At 72.3% G+C, this 15,539-nt stretch carries 15 protein-coding genes; 14 read left to right on the top strand and 1 reads right to left on the bottom strand.

The window, feature by feature from the left end; genetic code table 11:
* Nucleotides 1-166: 166 nt before the first annotated feature.
* The 9 genes from LZ017_RS00175 (at nt 167) to LZ017_RS00130 (ending at nt 9,041) form a co-directional block, all read left to right on the top strand.
* Nucleotides 167-1,177, top strand: coding sequence for a peptidase U32 family protein (locus LZ017_RS00175; protein ID WP_241298026.1), 1,011 nt, complete (start codon nt 167-169; stop codon nt 1,175-1,177).
* A gap of 17 nt (nt 1,178-1,194) precedes the next feature.
* Complete coding sequence (locus tag LZ017_RS00170; RefSeq protein ID WP_241298025.1) at nt 1,195-2,187, top strand: U32 family peptidase; 993 nt, start codon at nt 1,195-1,197, stop codon at nt 2,185-2,187.
* On the top strand, nt 2,180-2,608 hold the full coding sequence (locus tag LZ017_RS00165; protein WP_277604419.1) for an SCP2 domain-containing protein: 429 nt from the start codon (nt 2,180-2,182) through the stop codon (nt 2,606-2,608). The genes LZ017_RS00170 and LZ017_RS00165 overlap by 8 nt, the downstream gene beginning before the upstream one ends.
* Before the next feature lie 105 nt (nt 2,609-2,713).
* Entirely contained in the window at nt 2,714-3,139 is a 426-nt protein-coding gene (locus LZ017_RS00155; protein WP_241298024.1) for a cytochrome c, read from the top strand.
* Nucleotides 3,140-3,146: 7 nt separating this feature from the next.
* A complete protein-coding gene (locus LZ017_RS00150) occupies nt 3,147-4,568 on the top strand; it encodes a cbb3-type cytochrome c oxidase subunit I (protein WP_241298023.1) in 1,422 nt (473 codons plus the stop codon).
* Nucleotides 4,569-4,587: 19 nt separating this feature from the next.
* A complete protein-coding gene (locus LZ017_RS00145) occupies nt 4,588-5,397 on the top strand; it encodes a CbbQ/NirQ/NorQ/GpvN family protein (protein WP_241298021.1) in 810 nt (269 codons plus the stop codon).
* A gap of 18 nt (nt 5,398-5,415) precedes the next feature.
* The gene (locus tag LZ017_RS00140) at nt 5,416-7,257 is read left to right on the top strand and encodes a nitric oxide reductase activation protein NorD (protein WP_241298019.1); all 1,842 of its coding nucleotides are present in this window, start codon (nt 5,416-5,418) and stop codon (nt 7,255-7,257) included.
* A gap of 152 nt (nt 7,258-7,409) precedes the next feature.
* Nucleotides 7,410-8,114, top strand: coding sequence for a Crp/Fnr family transcriptional regulator (locus LZ017_RS00135; protein ID WP_241298017.1), 705 nt, complete (start codon nt 7,410-7,412; stop codon nt 8,112-8,114).
* 225 nt (nt 8,115-8,339) lie between these two features.
* Complete coding sequence (locus LZ017_RS00130; RefSeq protein WP_241298015.1) at nt 8,340-9,041, top strand: Crp/Fnr family transcriptional regulator; 702 nt, start codon at nt 8,340-8,342, stop codon at nt 9,039-9,041.
* A gap of 505 nt (nt 9,042-9,546) precedes the next feature.
* On the opposite strand, the gene cobA is transcribed toward LZ017_RS00130, so the two are convergent.
* Nucleotides 9,547-10,389 carry a uroporphyrinogen-III C-methyltransferase gene (gene cobA / locus LZ017_RS00125; RefSeq protein ID WP_241298014.1) on the bottom strand — a complete coding sequence of 281 codons (843 nt, stop codon included), beginning with the start codon at nt 10,387-10,389 and terminating at the stop codon, nt 9,547-9,549.
* Nucleotides 10,390-10,549: 160 nt separating this feature from the next.
* On the opposite strand from cobA, the gene LZ017_RS00120 reads away from it, so the two are divergent.
* From LZ017_RS00120 to nirJ, 5 genes are read left to right on the top strand one after another with little or no spacing between them, the layout of a single operon-like run.
* Entirely contained in the window at nt 10,550-10,936 is a 387-nt protein-coding gene (locus LZ017_RS00120) for a cytochrome c (RefSeq protein WP_241298012.1), read from the top strand.
* Nucleotides 10,933-12,195, top strand: a complete 1,263-nt coding sequence (locus tag LZ017_RS00115) for a cytochrome D1 domain-containing protein (RefSeq protein ID WP_241298010.1) — start codon at nt 10,933-10,935, stop codon at nt 12,193-12,195. Before LZ017_RS00120 ends, LZ017_RS00115 begins: the two co-directional genes overlap by 4 nt.
* A gap of 2 nt (nt 12,196-12,197) precedes the next feature.
* Nucleotides 12,198-13,217 carry an Lrp/AsnC family transcriptional regulator gene (locus LZ017_RS00110; protein WP_241298008.1) on the top strand — a complete coding sequence of 340 codons (1,020 nt, stop codon included), beginning with the start codon at nt 12,198-12,200 and terminating at the stop codon, nt 13,215-13,217.
* The gene (locus LZ017_RS00105) at nt 13,210-14,250 is read left to right on the top strand and encodes an AsnC family transcriptional regulator (RefSeq protein WP_241298007.1); all 1,041 of its coding nucleotides are present in this window, start codon (nt 13,210-13,212) and stop codon (nt 14,248-14,250) included. The genes LZ017_RS00110 and LZ017_RS00105 overlap by 8 nt, the downstream gene beginning before the upstream one ends.
* On the top strand, nt 14,244-15,527 hold the full coding sequence (gene nirJ, locus LZ017_RS00100) for a heme d1 biosynthesis radical SAM protein NirJ (RefSeq protein ID WP_241298005.1): 1,284 nt from the start codon (nt 14,244-14,246) through the stop codon (nt 15,525-15,527). Before LZ017_RS00105 ends, nirJ begins: the two co-directional genes overlap by 7 nt.
* The last annotated feature ends 12 nt before the right edge of the window (nt 15,528-15,539 follow it).

The following is a 15,539-nucleotide window of genomic DNA, read 5'->3' as shown; positions in this document are numbered from 1 at the left end:
TTGGCAAAAACTTGATCTGGTTCGCCTCGCGCGGCGCGTACTCGTGCAAGCCCCTTCGCCGCGAAGGGACATCGCAGCATCCATCGGTCTTGACCCCTTGTGCCAGAACAAAGGGCCGCCCGCCCCCGCTGCCTAGATTGCCCGCTTTCTTTCACGAGGAGCCACGATGCCCGCTGCCGAGAAGCCGCATCTGGTCTGCCCCGCGGGATCGCTGCGCGCGCTGACCAGCGCGATCGATGCCGGGGCCGACGCCGTCTACCTGGGCTTGAAGAACGCCACCAACGCGCGCAACTTCGCCGGCCTGAACTTCGACGAAGCCCAGGTGCGCGAAGGCCTGGCCTATGCCCATGCGCGCGGCCGCCAGGTGCTGATGGCGCTGAACACCTATGCCGACGCACGCGACGAGCGCCCCTGGCAGCAGGCCGTGGACCAGGCCGCGGCGCTGGGCGCGGACGCGCTGATCGTCGCCGACACTGCGGTGCTGGCCTACGCGCACCGCCACCATCCGCGACTGCGCCTGCACCTGTCGGTGCAGGCCTCCGCCACCAGCTACGAGGCGATCGAGTTCTACCGCGAGCGCTACGGCATCCAGCGCGCGGTGCTGCCTCGCGTGCTGACGCTGTCGCAGGTGCAGCATGTGATCCGCCACAGCCCGGTGGAGATCGAGGTCTTCGGCTTCGGCAGCCTCTGCGTGATGGTGGAGGGCCGCTGCGCGCTGTCCTCCTACGCCACCGGCCAGTCGCCCAACACCGCGGGTGTCTGCTCGCCGCCGTCGGCGGTGCAATGGATGGAGCGGCCCGAGGGTGTGGAGGCGCGGCTCAACGGCGTGCTGATCGACCGCTACGCCCCCGACGAGCCGCGCGGCTATCCCACGTTGTGCAAGGGCCGCTTCGAGGTCGACGGCCGGCTGGACTACGCGCTGGAGGAGCCCACCAGCCTGAACACCCTGGCCCTGCTGCCGCAGCTGATCGCCGCGGGCGTGAAGGCGATCAAGATCGAAGGCCGCCAGCGCAGCCCCGCCTATGTGGCCGGCGTCACGCGCGTCTGGCGCGAGGCCATCGACCAGGCCTTCAGCCAGCCGCGCTTTTCGCCCAAGCCCGCCTGGGCCCAGGAACTGGGCCGCTGGGCCGAGGGCCAGCAAGGCACGCTGGGCGCCTTCGACCGCCCCTGGCGTTGAATCCCATGGAGTTGCCCATGCCTTCCCTTCCTTCCGATTCCTCATCCGGCGCAACACGCGCAGCGCGCGCCATGCAGCTCTGCGTCGGCCCGCTGCAGTACTGGTGGCCGCGCCAGACCCTGATGGCCTTTTACGCCGACATCGCCGAGGGCCCGGCCGACACCGTGGTGCTGGGCGAGGTCTGTTGCTCGCGCCGCCACGAGTTCACGCTGGACGACTGGCTGGCGCTGGGCCGCGAACTGACGCAGGCCGGCAAGCGCGTGCGCCTGGCCACGCTGCCGCTGCTGATGTCCGAGGCCGAGCTGCGCCAGATGCGCCGCATCGCCGCCGAGCAGACCGAGTTCGAGCTCGAGGCCGGCGACACCGCCGCGCTGCAGGCCCACGCCTCGCGTCCAGACGGCAGGCCGCGCCCGGCCCTGGCGCTGGGGCCGCACATCAACATCTACAGCCGCAGCGCGCTGCGGGAGCATACGCTGCCCGGCTGCGCCACCTGGGTGCCTCCGCTGGAGCTGGCGCTGGATGCGGTGGCGCGCATCAACCCGCCGCGGGATCCCGTGCGAGCGCCCGAAGGCGGCGCGCTGCGCACGGAGCTGTTCGCCTTCGGCCGCATGCCACTGGCCTTCTCGGCGCGCTGCTTCACCGCCCGCCACCATCACCTGCCCAAGGACCAGTGCGATTTCCGCTGCCGCGACGACGCCGACGGCTTGCTGCTGAAGAGCCGCGAGGGACAGGACTTCCTGGTCCTCAACGGCATACAGACGCAGTCGGCGGGCCTGCACTGCGTGCTCGGCGAGCCGGACGCCATCGCCGCGGCCGGCATCGCCGCCTTGCGCCTGTCGCCCTGCAGCGGCGACTTCCACGCGATGTTGGTGCTGCATGAACAGGTCTTCAACGGCCGCCTGCCGGCGGCTGAGGCGCTGCGCCAGGCCGCGGGGCTGAACCTGCCCGGCACCCTGGTCCATGGTTTTGCCCGCCGCGAGGCGGGCATGAAGGAGCTCGAACATGCATGACACCCTGCCCCCGCTGGCGGCCCGTGCCGCCGCCCAGGCCCGCGCGCTGGTGCGCCGTCTGCCGCTGCAGCCGCCGTCCTTCGCCGCCGCGCGGCTGCTGGACCGGCTGCTGTGGCCGCGCCTGGACGCCGCGCAGCGCGAGGCCCTGCGCGGCCCGGTGCTGGAGCTGGAGCTGCTGGAGCCCGGCGTGCGCGTGCGCCTGCGCCTGGGCGAGCGTGGCTTCGAGGCCGCCGCCGGCTGCGCCACGCCGGCACTGCGCATACGCGCGCGCAGCCGCGCGCTGTGGCAGCTGCTGCGCGGCGAGGAGGACGCCGACCGGCTCTTCTTCGATCGCGCGCTGGTGATGGAGGGCGACACCGAGTTCGGCCTGCTGGTCAAGAACACGCTGGACGCGCTGGGCCCGCTGCTGGGCCGGCACTGAGCGAGGGGCGCGCGCCACACCTGCCCCGCGGTTGAACTGGTTCAAGGAAATTCCTGACCAGAACACTAGGCTTTCGGCCATTCCCACATCCTGCCGGAGGACCCCATGAGCCGAGGCTTCACCAGCCAGCGGGCGCGCAATATCTTCTACGGTGGCAGCCTGTTTTTCGTGCTGCTGTTCACCGCATTGATTGTTGACACCGAGAAGCGCATCCCCGAGCGGTCCAAGGCCGCCGAAATCACCCCTGCCGTCGTGCGCGGCAAGCACATCTGGGAGACGCGCAACTGCATTGGCTGCCACACCCTGCTGGGCGAAGGCGCCTACTTCGCGCCCGAACTGGGCAACGTCTACAAGCGCCGTGGCGGCGACTTCATCAAAGCATGGATGAAGGCCCAGCCTACCGGCGCGCCGGGACGGCGCCAGATGCCGCAGTTCCACCTCAATGACCAGCAGCTCGACGACCTCGTCGAATTCCTGAAGTGGACCAACGGCGTCAACACCGAACAGTGGCCGCCGAACATCGAGGGCTGAGAACATCATGAAACCCGCCACCTATCCCTACGCATCGCAGTCGGTCGCCCGGCTGTACTTCATCGGGGCCATCGGCTTGTTCGTCGGCCAGATCGTGTTCGGGCTCGCACTGGGCCTGCAATACCTGATCGGCGACCTGCTGTTCCCCTACATCCCCTTCAACATTGCCCGCATGGTTCACACCAACCTGCTGATCGTGTGGCTGTTGATGGGCTTCATGGGCTCCGCCTACTACCTGGTGCCCGAGGAGGCCGAAACCGAGCTCTACAGCCCGGCCCTGGCGCGCGCGCTGTTCTGGATCTTCCTGGCCGCCGGCGCCGCCACCATCCTGGGCTACCTGCTGGTGCCCTACGCCACGCTGGCCCAGGCCACCGGCAACGACATCCTCGCCACCATGGGACGCGAGTTCCTGGAGCAGCCGCTGCCCACCAAGCTGGGCATCGTGGTCGTCGCGCTGGCCTTCCTGTTCAACATCAGCATGACGGTGCTCAAGGGCCGCAAGACCGCGATCACGCTGGTGCTGCTGATGGGCCTGTGGGGCCTGGCGCTGCTGTTCCTGTTCGCCTTCGTGAACCCGAGCAACCTGGTGCGCGACAAGATGTACTGGTGGTTCGTCGTCCACCTGTGGGTGGAAGGCACCTGGGAACTGATCATGGGCGCGCTGCTGGCCTTCGTGCTGATCAAGACCACTGGCGTGGACCGCGAGGTGATCGACAAGTGGCTGTACATGATCATCACCATGGCCCTGGTCACCGGCATCCTCGGCACCGGCCACCACTTCTACTTCATCGGCCTGCCCGGCTACTGGTCCTGGGTCGGCGGCGTGTTCAGCGCGCTGGAGCCCATTCCCTTCTTCATGATGACGCTGTTCGCGTTCAGCATGGTGCAGCGGCGCAAGCGCGAGCATCCCAACCAGGCCGCGCTGCTGTGGGCCGTGGGCTGCGCGGTGATGGGCTTCCTGGGCGCCGGTCTGTGGGGCTTCATCCACACGCTGAGCCCGGTGAACTACTACACCCACGGCAGCCAGATCACCGCGGCGCACGGCCACCTGGCCTTCTATGGCGCCTATGTGCTGGTGGTGATCGCGGTGATCAGCTACGCCATGCCGCGGCTGCGCGGACGCGAAGCCAACTCGGCGCGCGCCCAGGCCTTCGAGATGTGGAGCTTCTGGATCATGAGCATCTCGATGGGCGTGATGGTGCTGGCGCTGACCGGCGCGGGCATCCTGCAGGTCTGGCTGCAACGCCTGCCGACCGAGGGCGCCATGGGCTTCATGGCCACCCAGGACCAGCTGCGCTTCTTCTACTGGGTGCGCGTGGCCGGTGGCGTGGGCTTCCTGACGGGGCTGCTGACCTATCTGTCCAGCTTCTTCATCGGCTCCGGTCGCGACGAGGCCACCCGCCCCGTGGCGCTGGGCCAGGCGGCCTGAGCCACGCGGGAGCCCCAGCATGGACCTGCACGATGCGCGCCGGCTCGCCGGCATCCCCTACTACGCCGAACAGGGCACGGAGTGCCGCGTCTTCGAGCAGGCCCATGCCAGCGCCCTGCCGCTGCTGATCAAGGGCCCCACCGGCTGCGGCAAGACGCGGCTGGTGGAGCACATGGCGGCCCGCCTGGGCCGGCCGCTGATCACGGTCAGCTGTCATGACGACCTGGGCGCGGCCGATCTGGTGGGCCGCCACCTGATCGTCGGCGGCGACACCCGCTGGGTGGACGGCCCCCTGGCGCGCGCGGTGCGCGAAGGCGCGATCTGCTACCTGGACGAGGTGGTCGAGGCGCGCAAGGACACCACCGTCGTGCTGCATCCGCTGGCCGACGACCGCCGCGTGCTGCCCATCGAGCGCACCGGCGAGCTGGTGCCCGCCGCGCCCGGCTTCATGCTGGTGATCAGCTACAACCCCGGCTACCAGAACCTGCTCAAGGGCCTCAAGCCCAGCACGCGCCAGCGCTTTGTCGCGCTGAGCCTGGACTACCCGGCGCCCGCGCTGGAGCAGTCCATCGTGCAGGCCGAAAGCGGCTGCGACGCCGCGCGCGCCGCCTGCCTGGTGCGCCTGGGCCAGGCGCTGCGCCGGCTCACCGAGCACGACCTGGAGGAGACCGCCAGCACCCGGCTGCTGGTGATGGCGGCCCGGCTCGCGCAAGGCGGGCTGGACCTGCACCAGGCCTGCCGCGCCGCGGTGCTGCAGGCGCTCAGCGACGACGGTCCCACGCTGGCGGCGCTGGACGAGGTGCTGCTCGCGGTGCTGGGCCCCGCCTGAGAGCGGCGGAGCGACGCCATGGAAGAGTGGGTCGGCGCGCACTGGGACCGCCTGATCACGCGGCTGGTCTCGCGCGAGCATGAGGACCAGGGCGTGGCGCTGGCCGACATGGCGCGGCCGCTGGCCCTGTTCTACCGCGCGCTGGGCGGCGATGCCGCGCTGCGCATCGTGCCCAGCGGGCTGTCGCGCGCCGGTGGTGCGCGCGGCTGGCTGCAACGCCTGGCCGGCAGCGGCCTGCGCGTGACGCGCGCCGAGCTGGACGGCCAGACCCTGGCCCTGCCGCCGCGCATCGCCGTGTTCGACACGCGCGAACTCAACCGCGAGCTCTATCTGTGGCTGGCCGCATTGGCCGCCAGCCACGGCGACGCACCCACGCCCGCCGACCCAGGCTGGCTGCAGGCCAACCAACACGCCTGCGCGCGCGCGCTGGCGCGCTTTCCGGGGCTGCTGCCGCGCTGGCAACGCCTGCGCGACGCCCACCTGGCCCAGCGCGGTGCCCCGGCCAACGCCGCCGAAGCCGCCGTGCAACAAGCCCTGCGCGGCGACGCGCCACCGCCCGGGCTGCACCTGGACCCGGCGGACGTGGCGCCGGTGTGGCTGTGGATTTCCGTGCTGCCCGAGGCCGATCCGGCCGCACCCGACGCCCAAGCGCCCGCGCCGCGGTCCGGCGCCGGCCAGGACCGCCCGCCCGACCCGCATGCCAGCAGCGCGACGCGCCGCCGCACCCGCCAGGTGCAGCAGAAGACGGCGCGCGCCCCCCTGCTGCTGACCTCCAAGGTCGAGTCCCTGCTGAGCTGGGGCGAGCACGTGCAGCTGGACCGCGCCGAGGACGACAGCCCCGACGAACAGGCCGGCGAAGCCGCCGACGACATGGAGCGGCTGAGCCTGGTGCGCCGCGTGCGCAGCCTGGCCTCGCGCGTGCGCTTCGACCTGGACCTGCCCAGCGCCGCCGCCGACGACCGGCCGCTGGGCGCGCCGCTGCCATTGCCCGAATGGGACTGGAAGGCCGGCCGGCTGCTGCCTGGCCACTGCGCGGCGCAATGGCTGCAGGCGCAGCCGGCCGAGCCCTGGCTGCCGCCGCCCGCGCTGCGCCGCGTCGCCGGGCGCATGCGCCGTCGCCTGGAAGCCCTGCGTGCCGCGCCGCAGTGGCAGCACGGCTGCGCCGAGGGCGAGCGCCTGGACCTGGACGCCTGGGTGCGCCATTCGCTGGCGCGCGGCCAGCCCAACCAGAGCGCCGAGCCGCCCGTGCATGCGCGCCGCCAACGCGGCCAGCGCGACCTCGCCAGCCTGCTGCTGGCCGACCTGTCGCTGTCCACCGACGCCTGGTGCAGCCAGGAGGCGCGGGTGATCGACGTCATACGAGACGCGCTCTACGTCTTCGGCGAGGCGCTGCAGGGCTGCGGCGACCCCTTCGAGATGCTGGGCTTCAGCTCGGTGCGCCGCGAACATGTGCGGCTGCAGCAGCTCAAGGACTTCGACCAGCGCTGGGATGCCGCGGCGCGCGCGCGCGTCGGCGCCGTGCGCCCGGGCTACTACACGCGCATGGGCGCCGCGGTGCGCGCCGCCACGCAGCGGCTCGCCGCGCGGCCCGAGCGCCAGCGCCTGCTGCTCATCCTGACCGACGGCAAGCCCAACGACCTCGACGTCTACGAGGGCCGCTGGGGGCTGGAGGACACCCGCCATGCGGTGCAGCAGGCGCGCGAGGCGGGCCTGACGCCCTTCTGCCTGAGCATCGACGCCGAGGCCCAGGACTACCTGCCGCGCCTGTTCGGCCGCGGCGGCTGGGCCCAGCTGCAGCGCCCCGAACAGCTGCCGCAGCGGCTCACGGCGCTCTATGCGCGCCTGACGCGCCAGGCCTGAGCGCGTCGCCGATAGCGGCCCAGACCTTCCCGCCCTGGCGGCGGGTTCGACACCCGTCCCCACCGTTCCTGGACTTAAGCGCGGTCAAGGCGTAGCCTGGGCCGGGCGCCCAGAATCGCGCGCGTCAGTCAATGTCCCGCAAAGGCCCGCCGATGGACCTCCGCCATTTCGATCTTCCCCGCTACCTGTCGGTGCTGCCGCTGTTCAGCGACCTCAACGCCACCGAGCTGCAGCGCCTGGCGCGCGGCTGCTCGCTGCGGCGGCTGCAGCGCGGCGAGCGCGTGTTCAGCGTCGGCGAGCCCTGCGAGGCCTTCCACGTCACCGTGACCGGCCAGATCAAACTGTTCGCGATCTCGCCGGCGGGCCAGGAAAAGGTCATCGAACTGATCGGCCCCGGCCACAGCTTCGCCGAGGCGCTGATGTTCACCGGCAAGCCCTACATCGTGAACGCCCAGGCGCTCAGCGACAGCCTGGTGCTCAGCGTGGGCAAGCCTGCGGTGCTGGCCGAGATCGAGCAGGACTCCCGCTTCGCGCTGCGCATGCTGGCCGGCATCTCGCGCCGGCTGCACGGCCTGGTGCACGACGTGCAGGCCTATGCGCTGCACAGTGGCATGCAGCGCGTGATCGGCTACCTGCTGCGCGAGACCGAGGTGGAGGACTGCGCCAGCGGCGAGGTGATCACCGTGTCGCTGCCGGTCAGCAAGGCCACGCTGGCCTCGCGGCTGTCGATGACGCCGGAGTACTTCTCGCGCGTGCTGCACGAGCTGGAGTCCGCCGAGCTGATCCGCGTCGACCGGCGCGACATCCACATCCTCGACGCGCAGCGCCTGGCCCACTATCCGTCCACCCCCGCCTAGGCAAAGACCCCGTGCCGGGTGGCCCCCGCGGCCGGCCTGGGCCGGCCGCGCCCTAGGTCTTGTGGTGGATCAAGCCCCGAGGCGGCATCGTTCGAAAGGATGATGACAGTCCGCCACGCTCTCGTTCCGAAGTATGAGCAGGCGGGCGAGCTTGACGCGCATCAATCGCGCGCGGGGCCTGCCGCAAAGAATCCGGGCGGCAAGCCGTAAAGCAGGGAGGATTCCATGGCCGCATCGTTCGATCTCACACGCTATCTGGGCACGCTGCCGCTGTTCGCCGAGCTGCGCGAAGAAGACCGGCAGACCCTGGCCCTGCAGGGCTGCCGGCTGAGCCGGCCCACGCGGGGCGACCGGCTGTTCGCTGCGGGCCACCGCTGCGACGAGATGCTGGTGGTCGTGACCGGGCATGTGAAGCTGTACGGGCTGACGCCCGCGGGCGGCGAAAAGGTCTTCGAGCTGATCGGCCCGGGCCAGTGCATCGGCGAGACCCTGGTCTTCCACGGCCAGCCGCACAGCCTGCACGCGCAGGCGCTGACCGATCTGCTGCTGCTGCACCTGCCCAAGGCGCCGCTGACCGCGCTGGTGGCGCGCGAGCCGCGCTTCGCGCTGCGCCTGCTGGCCGGTGCGTCGCAGCGCATCCAGGACCTGCTGCAGGACGTCGAGGCCTACTGCCTGCACAGCGGCGTGCGCCGCGTCGTCGGCTATCTGCTGTCGCGCCCCGAGGCGCGTGGCGGCCAGCGCGGCACCGCGCCGGTGGTGGTGTCGCTGCCGGTCAGCAAGGCCACCATCGCGTCGCGGCTGTCGCTGACGCCCGAATACTTCTCGCGCGTGCTGCGCGAGCTCGAAGACGCCGGCCTGATCGAGACGCGCCGGCGCGACATCCACATCCTGCAGCCGCAGGGTTTGGCACGGTACTGTTCGGCTTGAATGAGCCCCTCGGCCAGGGAGTACCCTGGCCGGTCCCCCAGGGGGACGGCGATGCTCGCGGGAGTGGCCCCGCTCGCACATCGCCAGATGGGCCGGCTTGGGGCGGCCCGGCGCTCGGCAAATCATGATGCCCCTCGGCCAGGGAGTACCCCGGCCGGTCCCCCAGGGGGACGGCGATGCTCGCGGGGATGGCCCCGCTCGCACATCGCCAGATGGGCCGGCTTGGGGCGGCCCGGCGCTCGGCAAATCATGATGCCCCTCGGCCAGGGAGTACCCTGGCCGATCCCCCATGGGGACGGCGATGCTCGCGGGGGTGGCCCCGCTCGCACATCGCCAGATGGGCCGGCTTGGGGCGGCCCGGCGCTCGGCAAATCATGATGCCCCTCGGCCAGGGAGTACCCTGGCCGGTCCCCCATGGGGACGGCGATGCTCGCGGGGGTGGCCCCGCTCGCACATCGCCAGATGGGCCGGCTTGGGGCGGCCCGGCGCTCGGCCCAAATGCCGCTCAGGCTTGGCGGGCTCGGGCCAGGCCGGCGGCGAGGGCTTCGCGCAGGGCGTCGTGCAACGTGACCACGGTGCCGATGACGAGCAGCGCGGGCGAGCGGACTTCGGCTTCCTGGGCCAGACGGGGCAGCGTGGCCAGGGTGCCGCGCACGCAGCGTTGCGCGGGCAGGCTGGCGTTTTCGATCAGCGCGGCCGGCGTGTCACCGGCCAGGCCGTGGGCGATGAGCTGCTGGCTGATCTCGGGCAGCGCCGCCAGGCCCATGTACACCACCACGGTCTGGCGCGGCCGCGCCAGTTGCGCCCAGTCCAGGCCCGCACTGCGCCCGCCGTCGGGGCCGGCGCGCAGGTGGCCGGTGGTCAGCACCAGCGAGCAGGCATGGTCACGGTGGGTCAGCGGGATGCCGGTGGCGGCCGAGGCCGCCTGCGCCGCGCTGATGCCCGGGATCACGACGAAGGGCACGCCCGCGGCGGCCAGCGCCTGCGCCTCCTCGCCACCACGGCCGAAGATGTGCGGGTCGCCGCCCTTGAGCCGCAGCAGCGAATGGCCGCTCTGCGCCAACGACACCATGCGCTCGATGATGGCCTCCTGGCTCATGCTGTGGTGGCCGCTCTCCTTGCCCACGTAGACGCGCTTGGCCCGGTGCGGCAGCAGCGCCAGGATGTCCGGCGAGACCAGGTGGTCGTACAGCACCAGGCGCGCCTGCGCCATCGCGCGCATCGCCTTCATCGTCAGCAGCTCGGGATCCCCCGGGCCGGCGCCGACCAGCGTCACCAGCCCCGGCGCGAACGGCCGGGACGCTGCGGTCTCGGGGACGAAAAAGCGGGGTTCATCGACTCGGCTCATGGCGTTTCCAATCCTCGCGGCCCGGCTGGACCGCCCTGTAGCCCATTGTCAAAAGCTGCACCTCGGAACGTCCTTGAAGCAGTTCAAGGACATCCCTTGCCCCCGCCGACACCATGGAACCGACACCCCAAGCCCGGGGTCCGCCTCAGAGAAAGTCGCCATGAAAACGGCTCTTGCCGCCCTCGATCCGCATCGCCCACGCCAGCCACGGCACTTCGCCAGGGCGCTGTGGCTGGCGCTCGGGCTGGCCGGCGCGGCCGCGGCACAGCCGGCTCCGCCCGCGCCGGCGCGCCAGCAGCAGCTGCTGCGCATGCTGGAGCAGGACTGCGGCTCCTGCCACGGCCTGCGCATGACCGGCGGCCTGGGGCCGGACCTGCGCCCGGCGCGCATGCGCGAGATCCCGCGCGACAGCCTGGCCGCCACCATCTACCACGGCCGTCCCGGCACGCCCATGCCGCCCTGGCGCAGCATGATCAGCGCCGAGGAGGCCGACTGGCTGGCCGGACGGCTGCGCCAGGACCCCGACACCGCCACGCCCAAGCCATGAGCCTCACCGCACTTCGCGCCGCATTCAGCGCCGCCCACCGTCCCGCGCTCCCCGCTCCCGCCGCCTGGCCGCGCCGGCTGCTCGCCGCCCTGGCGCTCGCCGCCGGGCTGGCCGGCTGCGCCACGCCCGCGCCCGAGACCGCCGGCCCGACGATCCAGGGCACCGGCGACCTGGGCCTGGTCGTCGAGCGCGCGCGCGGCAGCCTGCAGCTGATCAACACCAGCCGGCGCGAGGCGCTGGGCCGCATCGAGGGCCTGGGCGACCTGTCGCATGCCTCGCTGGTCTATTCGCGCGATGGCGCCCATGCCTATGTGTTCGGCCGCGATGGCGCGCTCACCCGCGTGCACCTGCCCAGCCGGCGCATCCTGGCGCGCGTGCAGCAGAGCGGCAACTCGATCGGCGGCGCGATCTCGCAGGACGGCCGCCTGGTCGCGGCGCAGAACTACCAGCCGGGCGGCATCAAGGTCTTCGACGCGCAGACGCTGAAGTTGGTGGCCGACATCCCGGCCGAGTACGCGCCGGGCCGGCTCTCGCGCGTCGTCGGCCTCGCCGACCTGCCGGGGCAGCGCTTCATCTTCTCGCTGTTCGACGCCGGCGAGATCTGGATCGCCGATCTCGCCGACCCCGCCGCGCCGCGCATCACGCGGCTGCGCGACGTGGGCCGCCAGCCCTATGACGCGCTGCTGACACCAGACGGCCGCCACTACATCGCCGGCCTCTTCGGCGAGGACGGGCTGGTCAAGGTCGACCTGTGGGCCGACACGCCGCGCGCCGAGCGCATCCTGGCCGGCTACGGCCGCGGCCAGGAGCCGCTGCCGGTGTTCAAGATGCCGCACCTGCGCGGCTGGGCCATCGCCGGCCGCCATGCCTACCTGCCCGCGATCGGCCGCCACGAGGTGCTGGTGGTGGACACCGAGAGCTGGGCCGAGGTGGGCCGCATCCCGGTGGCCGGCCAGCCGGTCTTCGTGATGGCGCGGCCGGACGGGCGCCAGGTCTGGGTCAACTTCGCCGTGCCCGACTACGACCGCGTGCAGGTGATCGACACCCAGCGCCGCCAGGTGGTGCACACGCTGCGGCCCGGCAAGGCCGTGCTGCACATGGAGTTCACGCCGCGCGGCGAGGCGGTGTGGATCTCGGCGCGCGATTCCAACGAGGTGCACGTGATCGCCACCGACAGCTTCGCGACGCTGGCCCGCCTGCCGGCCGACGCGCCCAGCGGCATCTTCTTCACCAGCCGCGCGCTGCGCATGGGGTTCTGAACATGGACGACGCGCTGGACCAGCGCCTGCTGAACGACTGGCAGCACCGCTTCCCGCTGCGGCCGCGCCCCTTCGACGCACTGGCGCGGGCCTGCGGCGTGGACGAGGCACAGGTCCTGCAACGGCTCTCGCGGCTGCGCGAGCAGGGCTTCTTCTCGCGCATCGGCGCGGTCTGGAACGCCGGCGCCGGCGGCGCCGCGCTGCTGTGCGCGATGGCCGTGCCGGCCGAGCGGCTGGACACGGTCGCGGCGCTGGTGGGCCGCCACCCGGGCGTGAACCACAGCTATGAGCGCGAGCACCTGCTCAACCTGTGGTTCGTGCTCACCGGCGCGCGGGCCGACGCGCTGCAGCGGGACCTGGACGCGCTGGAGGCCGCCAGCGGGCTGACCGTGCTGCGCCTGCCCATGCGCCGCGCCTACCGCATCGACCTGGGCTTCGACCTCGCCGGCGGCGCCACCGCCTCCGCGCTGCGCCCCCCACCGCCCGCCGCCGCGTCCGCGCCGCTGGCGCCGCAGCACCATGCGCTGGCCGCGCTGGCCGAAGAGGGCCTGGCGCTGGAGCCTCGCCCCTATGCGCGCTGGGCGCGCCAGCTCGGGATGGACGAGCCGGCGCTGCACGCCCGGCTGCAGGACTGGCTGGACGGCGGCCAGCTGCGCCGCTTCGGCATCGTCGTGCGCCACCATGAACTGGGCTATGCGGCCAACGCGATGTGCGTGTTCGATGCACCGGACGACGCAGTGGACGCGCTGGGCGCGCGCCTCGCCGCCCAGCCCGGCGTGACCCTGTGCTACCGGCGCGAGCGCGCGCCGGGCTGGCGCTACAACCTGTTCTGCATGCTGCACGGCCGTGAACGCGGCGCGGTGCTGGCGCTGCTGGCGCGCGCACGCGCCGCCGCCGGGCTGGAAGCGCTGCCGCAGGACGTGCTGTTCAGCCTGCGCCGCTTCAAGCAATGCGGCGCGCGCTACTTCGCCGAGCCCTCCGCCGAACCGGCCTGGCTGGCCCCGGAGCACGACCATGCATGAGCCCGGGCTGCCCCGCCCCGCGGTGCTGGACGCGCTGGACGCGCGCCTGCTGAACCGCCTGCAGCGCGACCTGCCGCTGTGTCCGCGCCCCTTCGAGCAGCTGGGCGCCGAGCTGGGCTGTCCGGAATGGGCGCTGATCGAGCGGCTATCGCGCATGCTCGCCGATGGCACGCTGACCCGCTTCGGCCCGCTGTTCCAGATCGAGCGTGCCGGCGGCCGCTTCGTGCTGGCCGCGATGGCCGTGCCCGAGCCGCGCTTCGCCGCGGTGGCCGCGCAGCTGGCCGCGCTGCCCGAGGTGGCGCACAACTACCGCCGCGAGCATGCGCTGAACATGTGGTTCGTCGTCGGCGCCGAGACCCCGGCCGCCGCCGACGCGGCCTGCGCGCACATCGAGACGCTGACCGGCCTGCGCGTGCTCGCCTTTCCCAAGGAGCGCGAGTACGGCGTCGGGCTCTTCCTGCCGGTCGCCGCGCCGGGCGAGCCGCTGCCCGAGGCCGTCTCCGCGCTCGATGTCGCCGCCGTGCCCACGCAAGCCGACGACGCGCCCTTGAGCGAGCTGGAGCGCCGCCTGCTGCGCGCCAGCCAGCAGGGCCTGCCGCTGCTGCCGCGCCCCTTCGAGGCGCTGGGCGCGATGCTGGGCCTGGGCGAGGACGAGGTGCTGCAGGCCTTCGCCGCGATGCGCGCGCGCGGCCTGGTGCGCCGCATCGCCGCGGTGCCCGACCATTACCGCCTGGGCTATGTGGCCAACGGCATGAGCGTCTGGGACGTGGACGAGCGCCAGATCGACCGGCTCGCCGCGCTGATCGCCGCGCAGCCCGGGGTCAGTCATTGCTACCGGCGCCCGCGCCGGCTGCCGGACTGGCCCTACAACCTGTTCGCGATGCTGCATGGGCACCGCCGCGAGGCCGTGCAGGCCCAGGCCGCCCGGCTGCGCACGCTGCTGGGGCCGGCCTGCCGGGCCCACGACATCCTCTACAGCAGCGCGATCCTGAAAAAGACCGGACTCCGACTGAGGGAGCAAGCGCCATGCTGAGAATCAGCCAATACCTCCGCGAGATCGCCCAGGCCCAGCGCAGCGGCAGCTACCCGCCGCCCGCGCGCGCCGCCCGCGGCCCCGTGCGGCCGGTGGTGATCTGGAACCTGACACGGCGCTGCAACCTGACCTGCAAGCACTGCTACGCGCTGTCGGCCGACCACGACTACCCCGGCGAGCTGGACCGCGACGAGGTCTTCCGCGTCATGGGCCAGCTGCGCGACTACGGCGTGCGCGTGCTCATCCTCTCCGGCGGCGAGCCCTTGCTGCGCCCCGACCTGTTCGAGATCGCCGACGAGGCGCAGCGCCTGGGCTTCTACACCGCGCTGTCCACCAACGGCACGCTGATCGACGCGCCGCTGGCGCGGCGCATCGCCGCCCAGAACTTCGACTACGTGGGCATCAGCATCGACGGCCAGAAGGACACGCACGACCGTTTCCGCCGCCTGGCGGGCGCCTACGATGCCTCGGTGCGGGCGCTGCGCCTGCTGCGCGAGCAGGGCGTGAAGACCGGGCTGCGCTACACCTTCACCGAACTCAACGGCCAGGACTTCCCGGCGCTGCTGCAGCTGATGCGCGACGAAGCGGTGGACAAGTTCTACTTCTCCCACCTGAACTACGCCGGACGCGGCAACATCCACCGCAAGCGCGACGCCCGCTTCACCGCCACGCGCGACGCGCTGGACCTGCTCTTCGAGACCGCCTGGCGCGATGCCGAGGCGGGCGCGGAGCGCGACTACGTCACCGGCAACAACGATGCCGACGCCGTCTACCTGCTGCAATGGGTGGGCCGGCGCTTTCCCGCCTGGAGCGACGCGCTGCGCACGCGGCTGCGCGCCTGGGGCGGCAATTCTTCCGGCGTCGGCGTGGCCAACATCGACAACCTGGGCGTGGTCCACCCCGACACCATGTGGTGGCACCACCCGCTGGGCCAGGTGCGCGAGCGCCCGTTCGGCGAGATCTGGGAAGACCGCAGCGACCCGCTGATGGCCGGGCTCAAGGCCCATCCGCGCCCGCTCAAGGGCCGCTGCGCCGAATGCGCCCACCTGGCCATCTGCGGCGGCAACACCCGCGTGCGCGCCCAGCAGCTCAGCGGCGACCCCTGGGGCCCGGACCCGGGCTGCTACCTGGACGACGCCGAGATCGGCCTGTCGCCCGAGCAGGCCGAGCGGCTGAACCGGCTGCACCCCGTCGCCGCCCTGCCCTTCACCGAGGCCCGCAGGCCTGTCGTGCCCATCGCCGAGGCCGCGCCGGCCGCTGGCTGCCCCGTGCTCTGACCTCCACCAGGA

The sequence above is a fragment of the Pelomonas sp. CA6 genome, assembly GCF_022549225.1.
In the GTDB taxonomy this organism is placed as follows: Bacteria; Pseudomonadota; Gammaproteobacteria; order Burkholderiales; family Burkholderiaceae_C; genus Roseateles.
The sequence above is the reverse complement of the archived record's forward strand: the minus strand, read 5'-3'. Positions and strand labels throughout refer to the sequence as shown.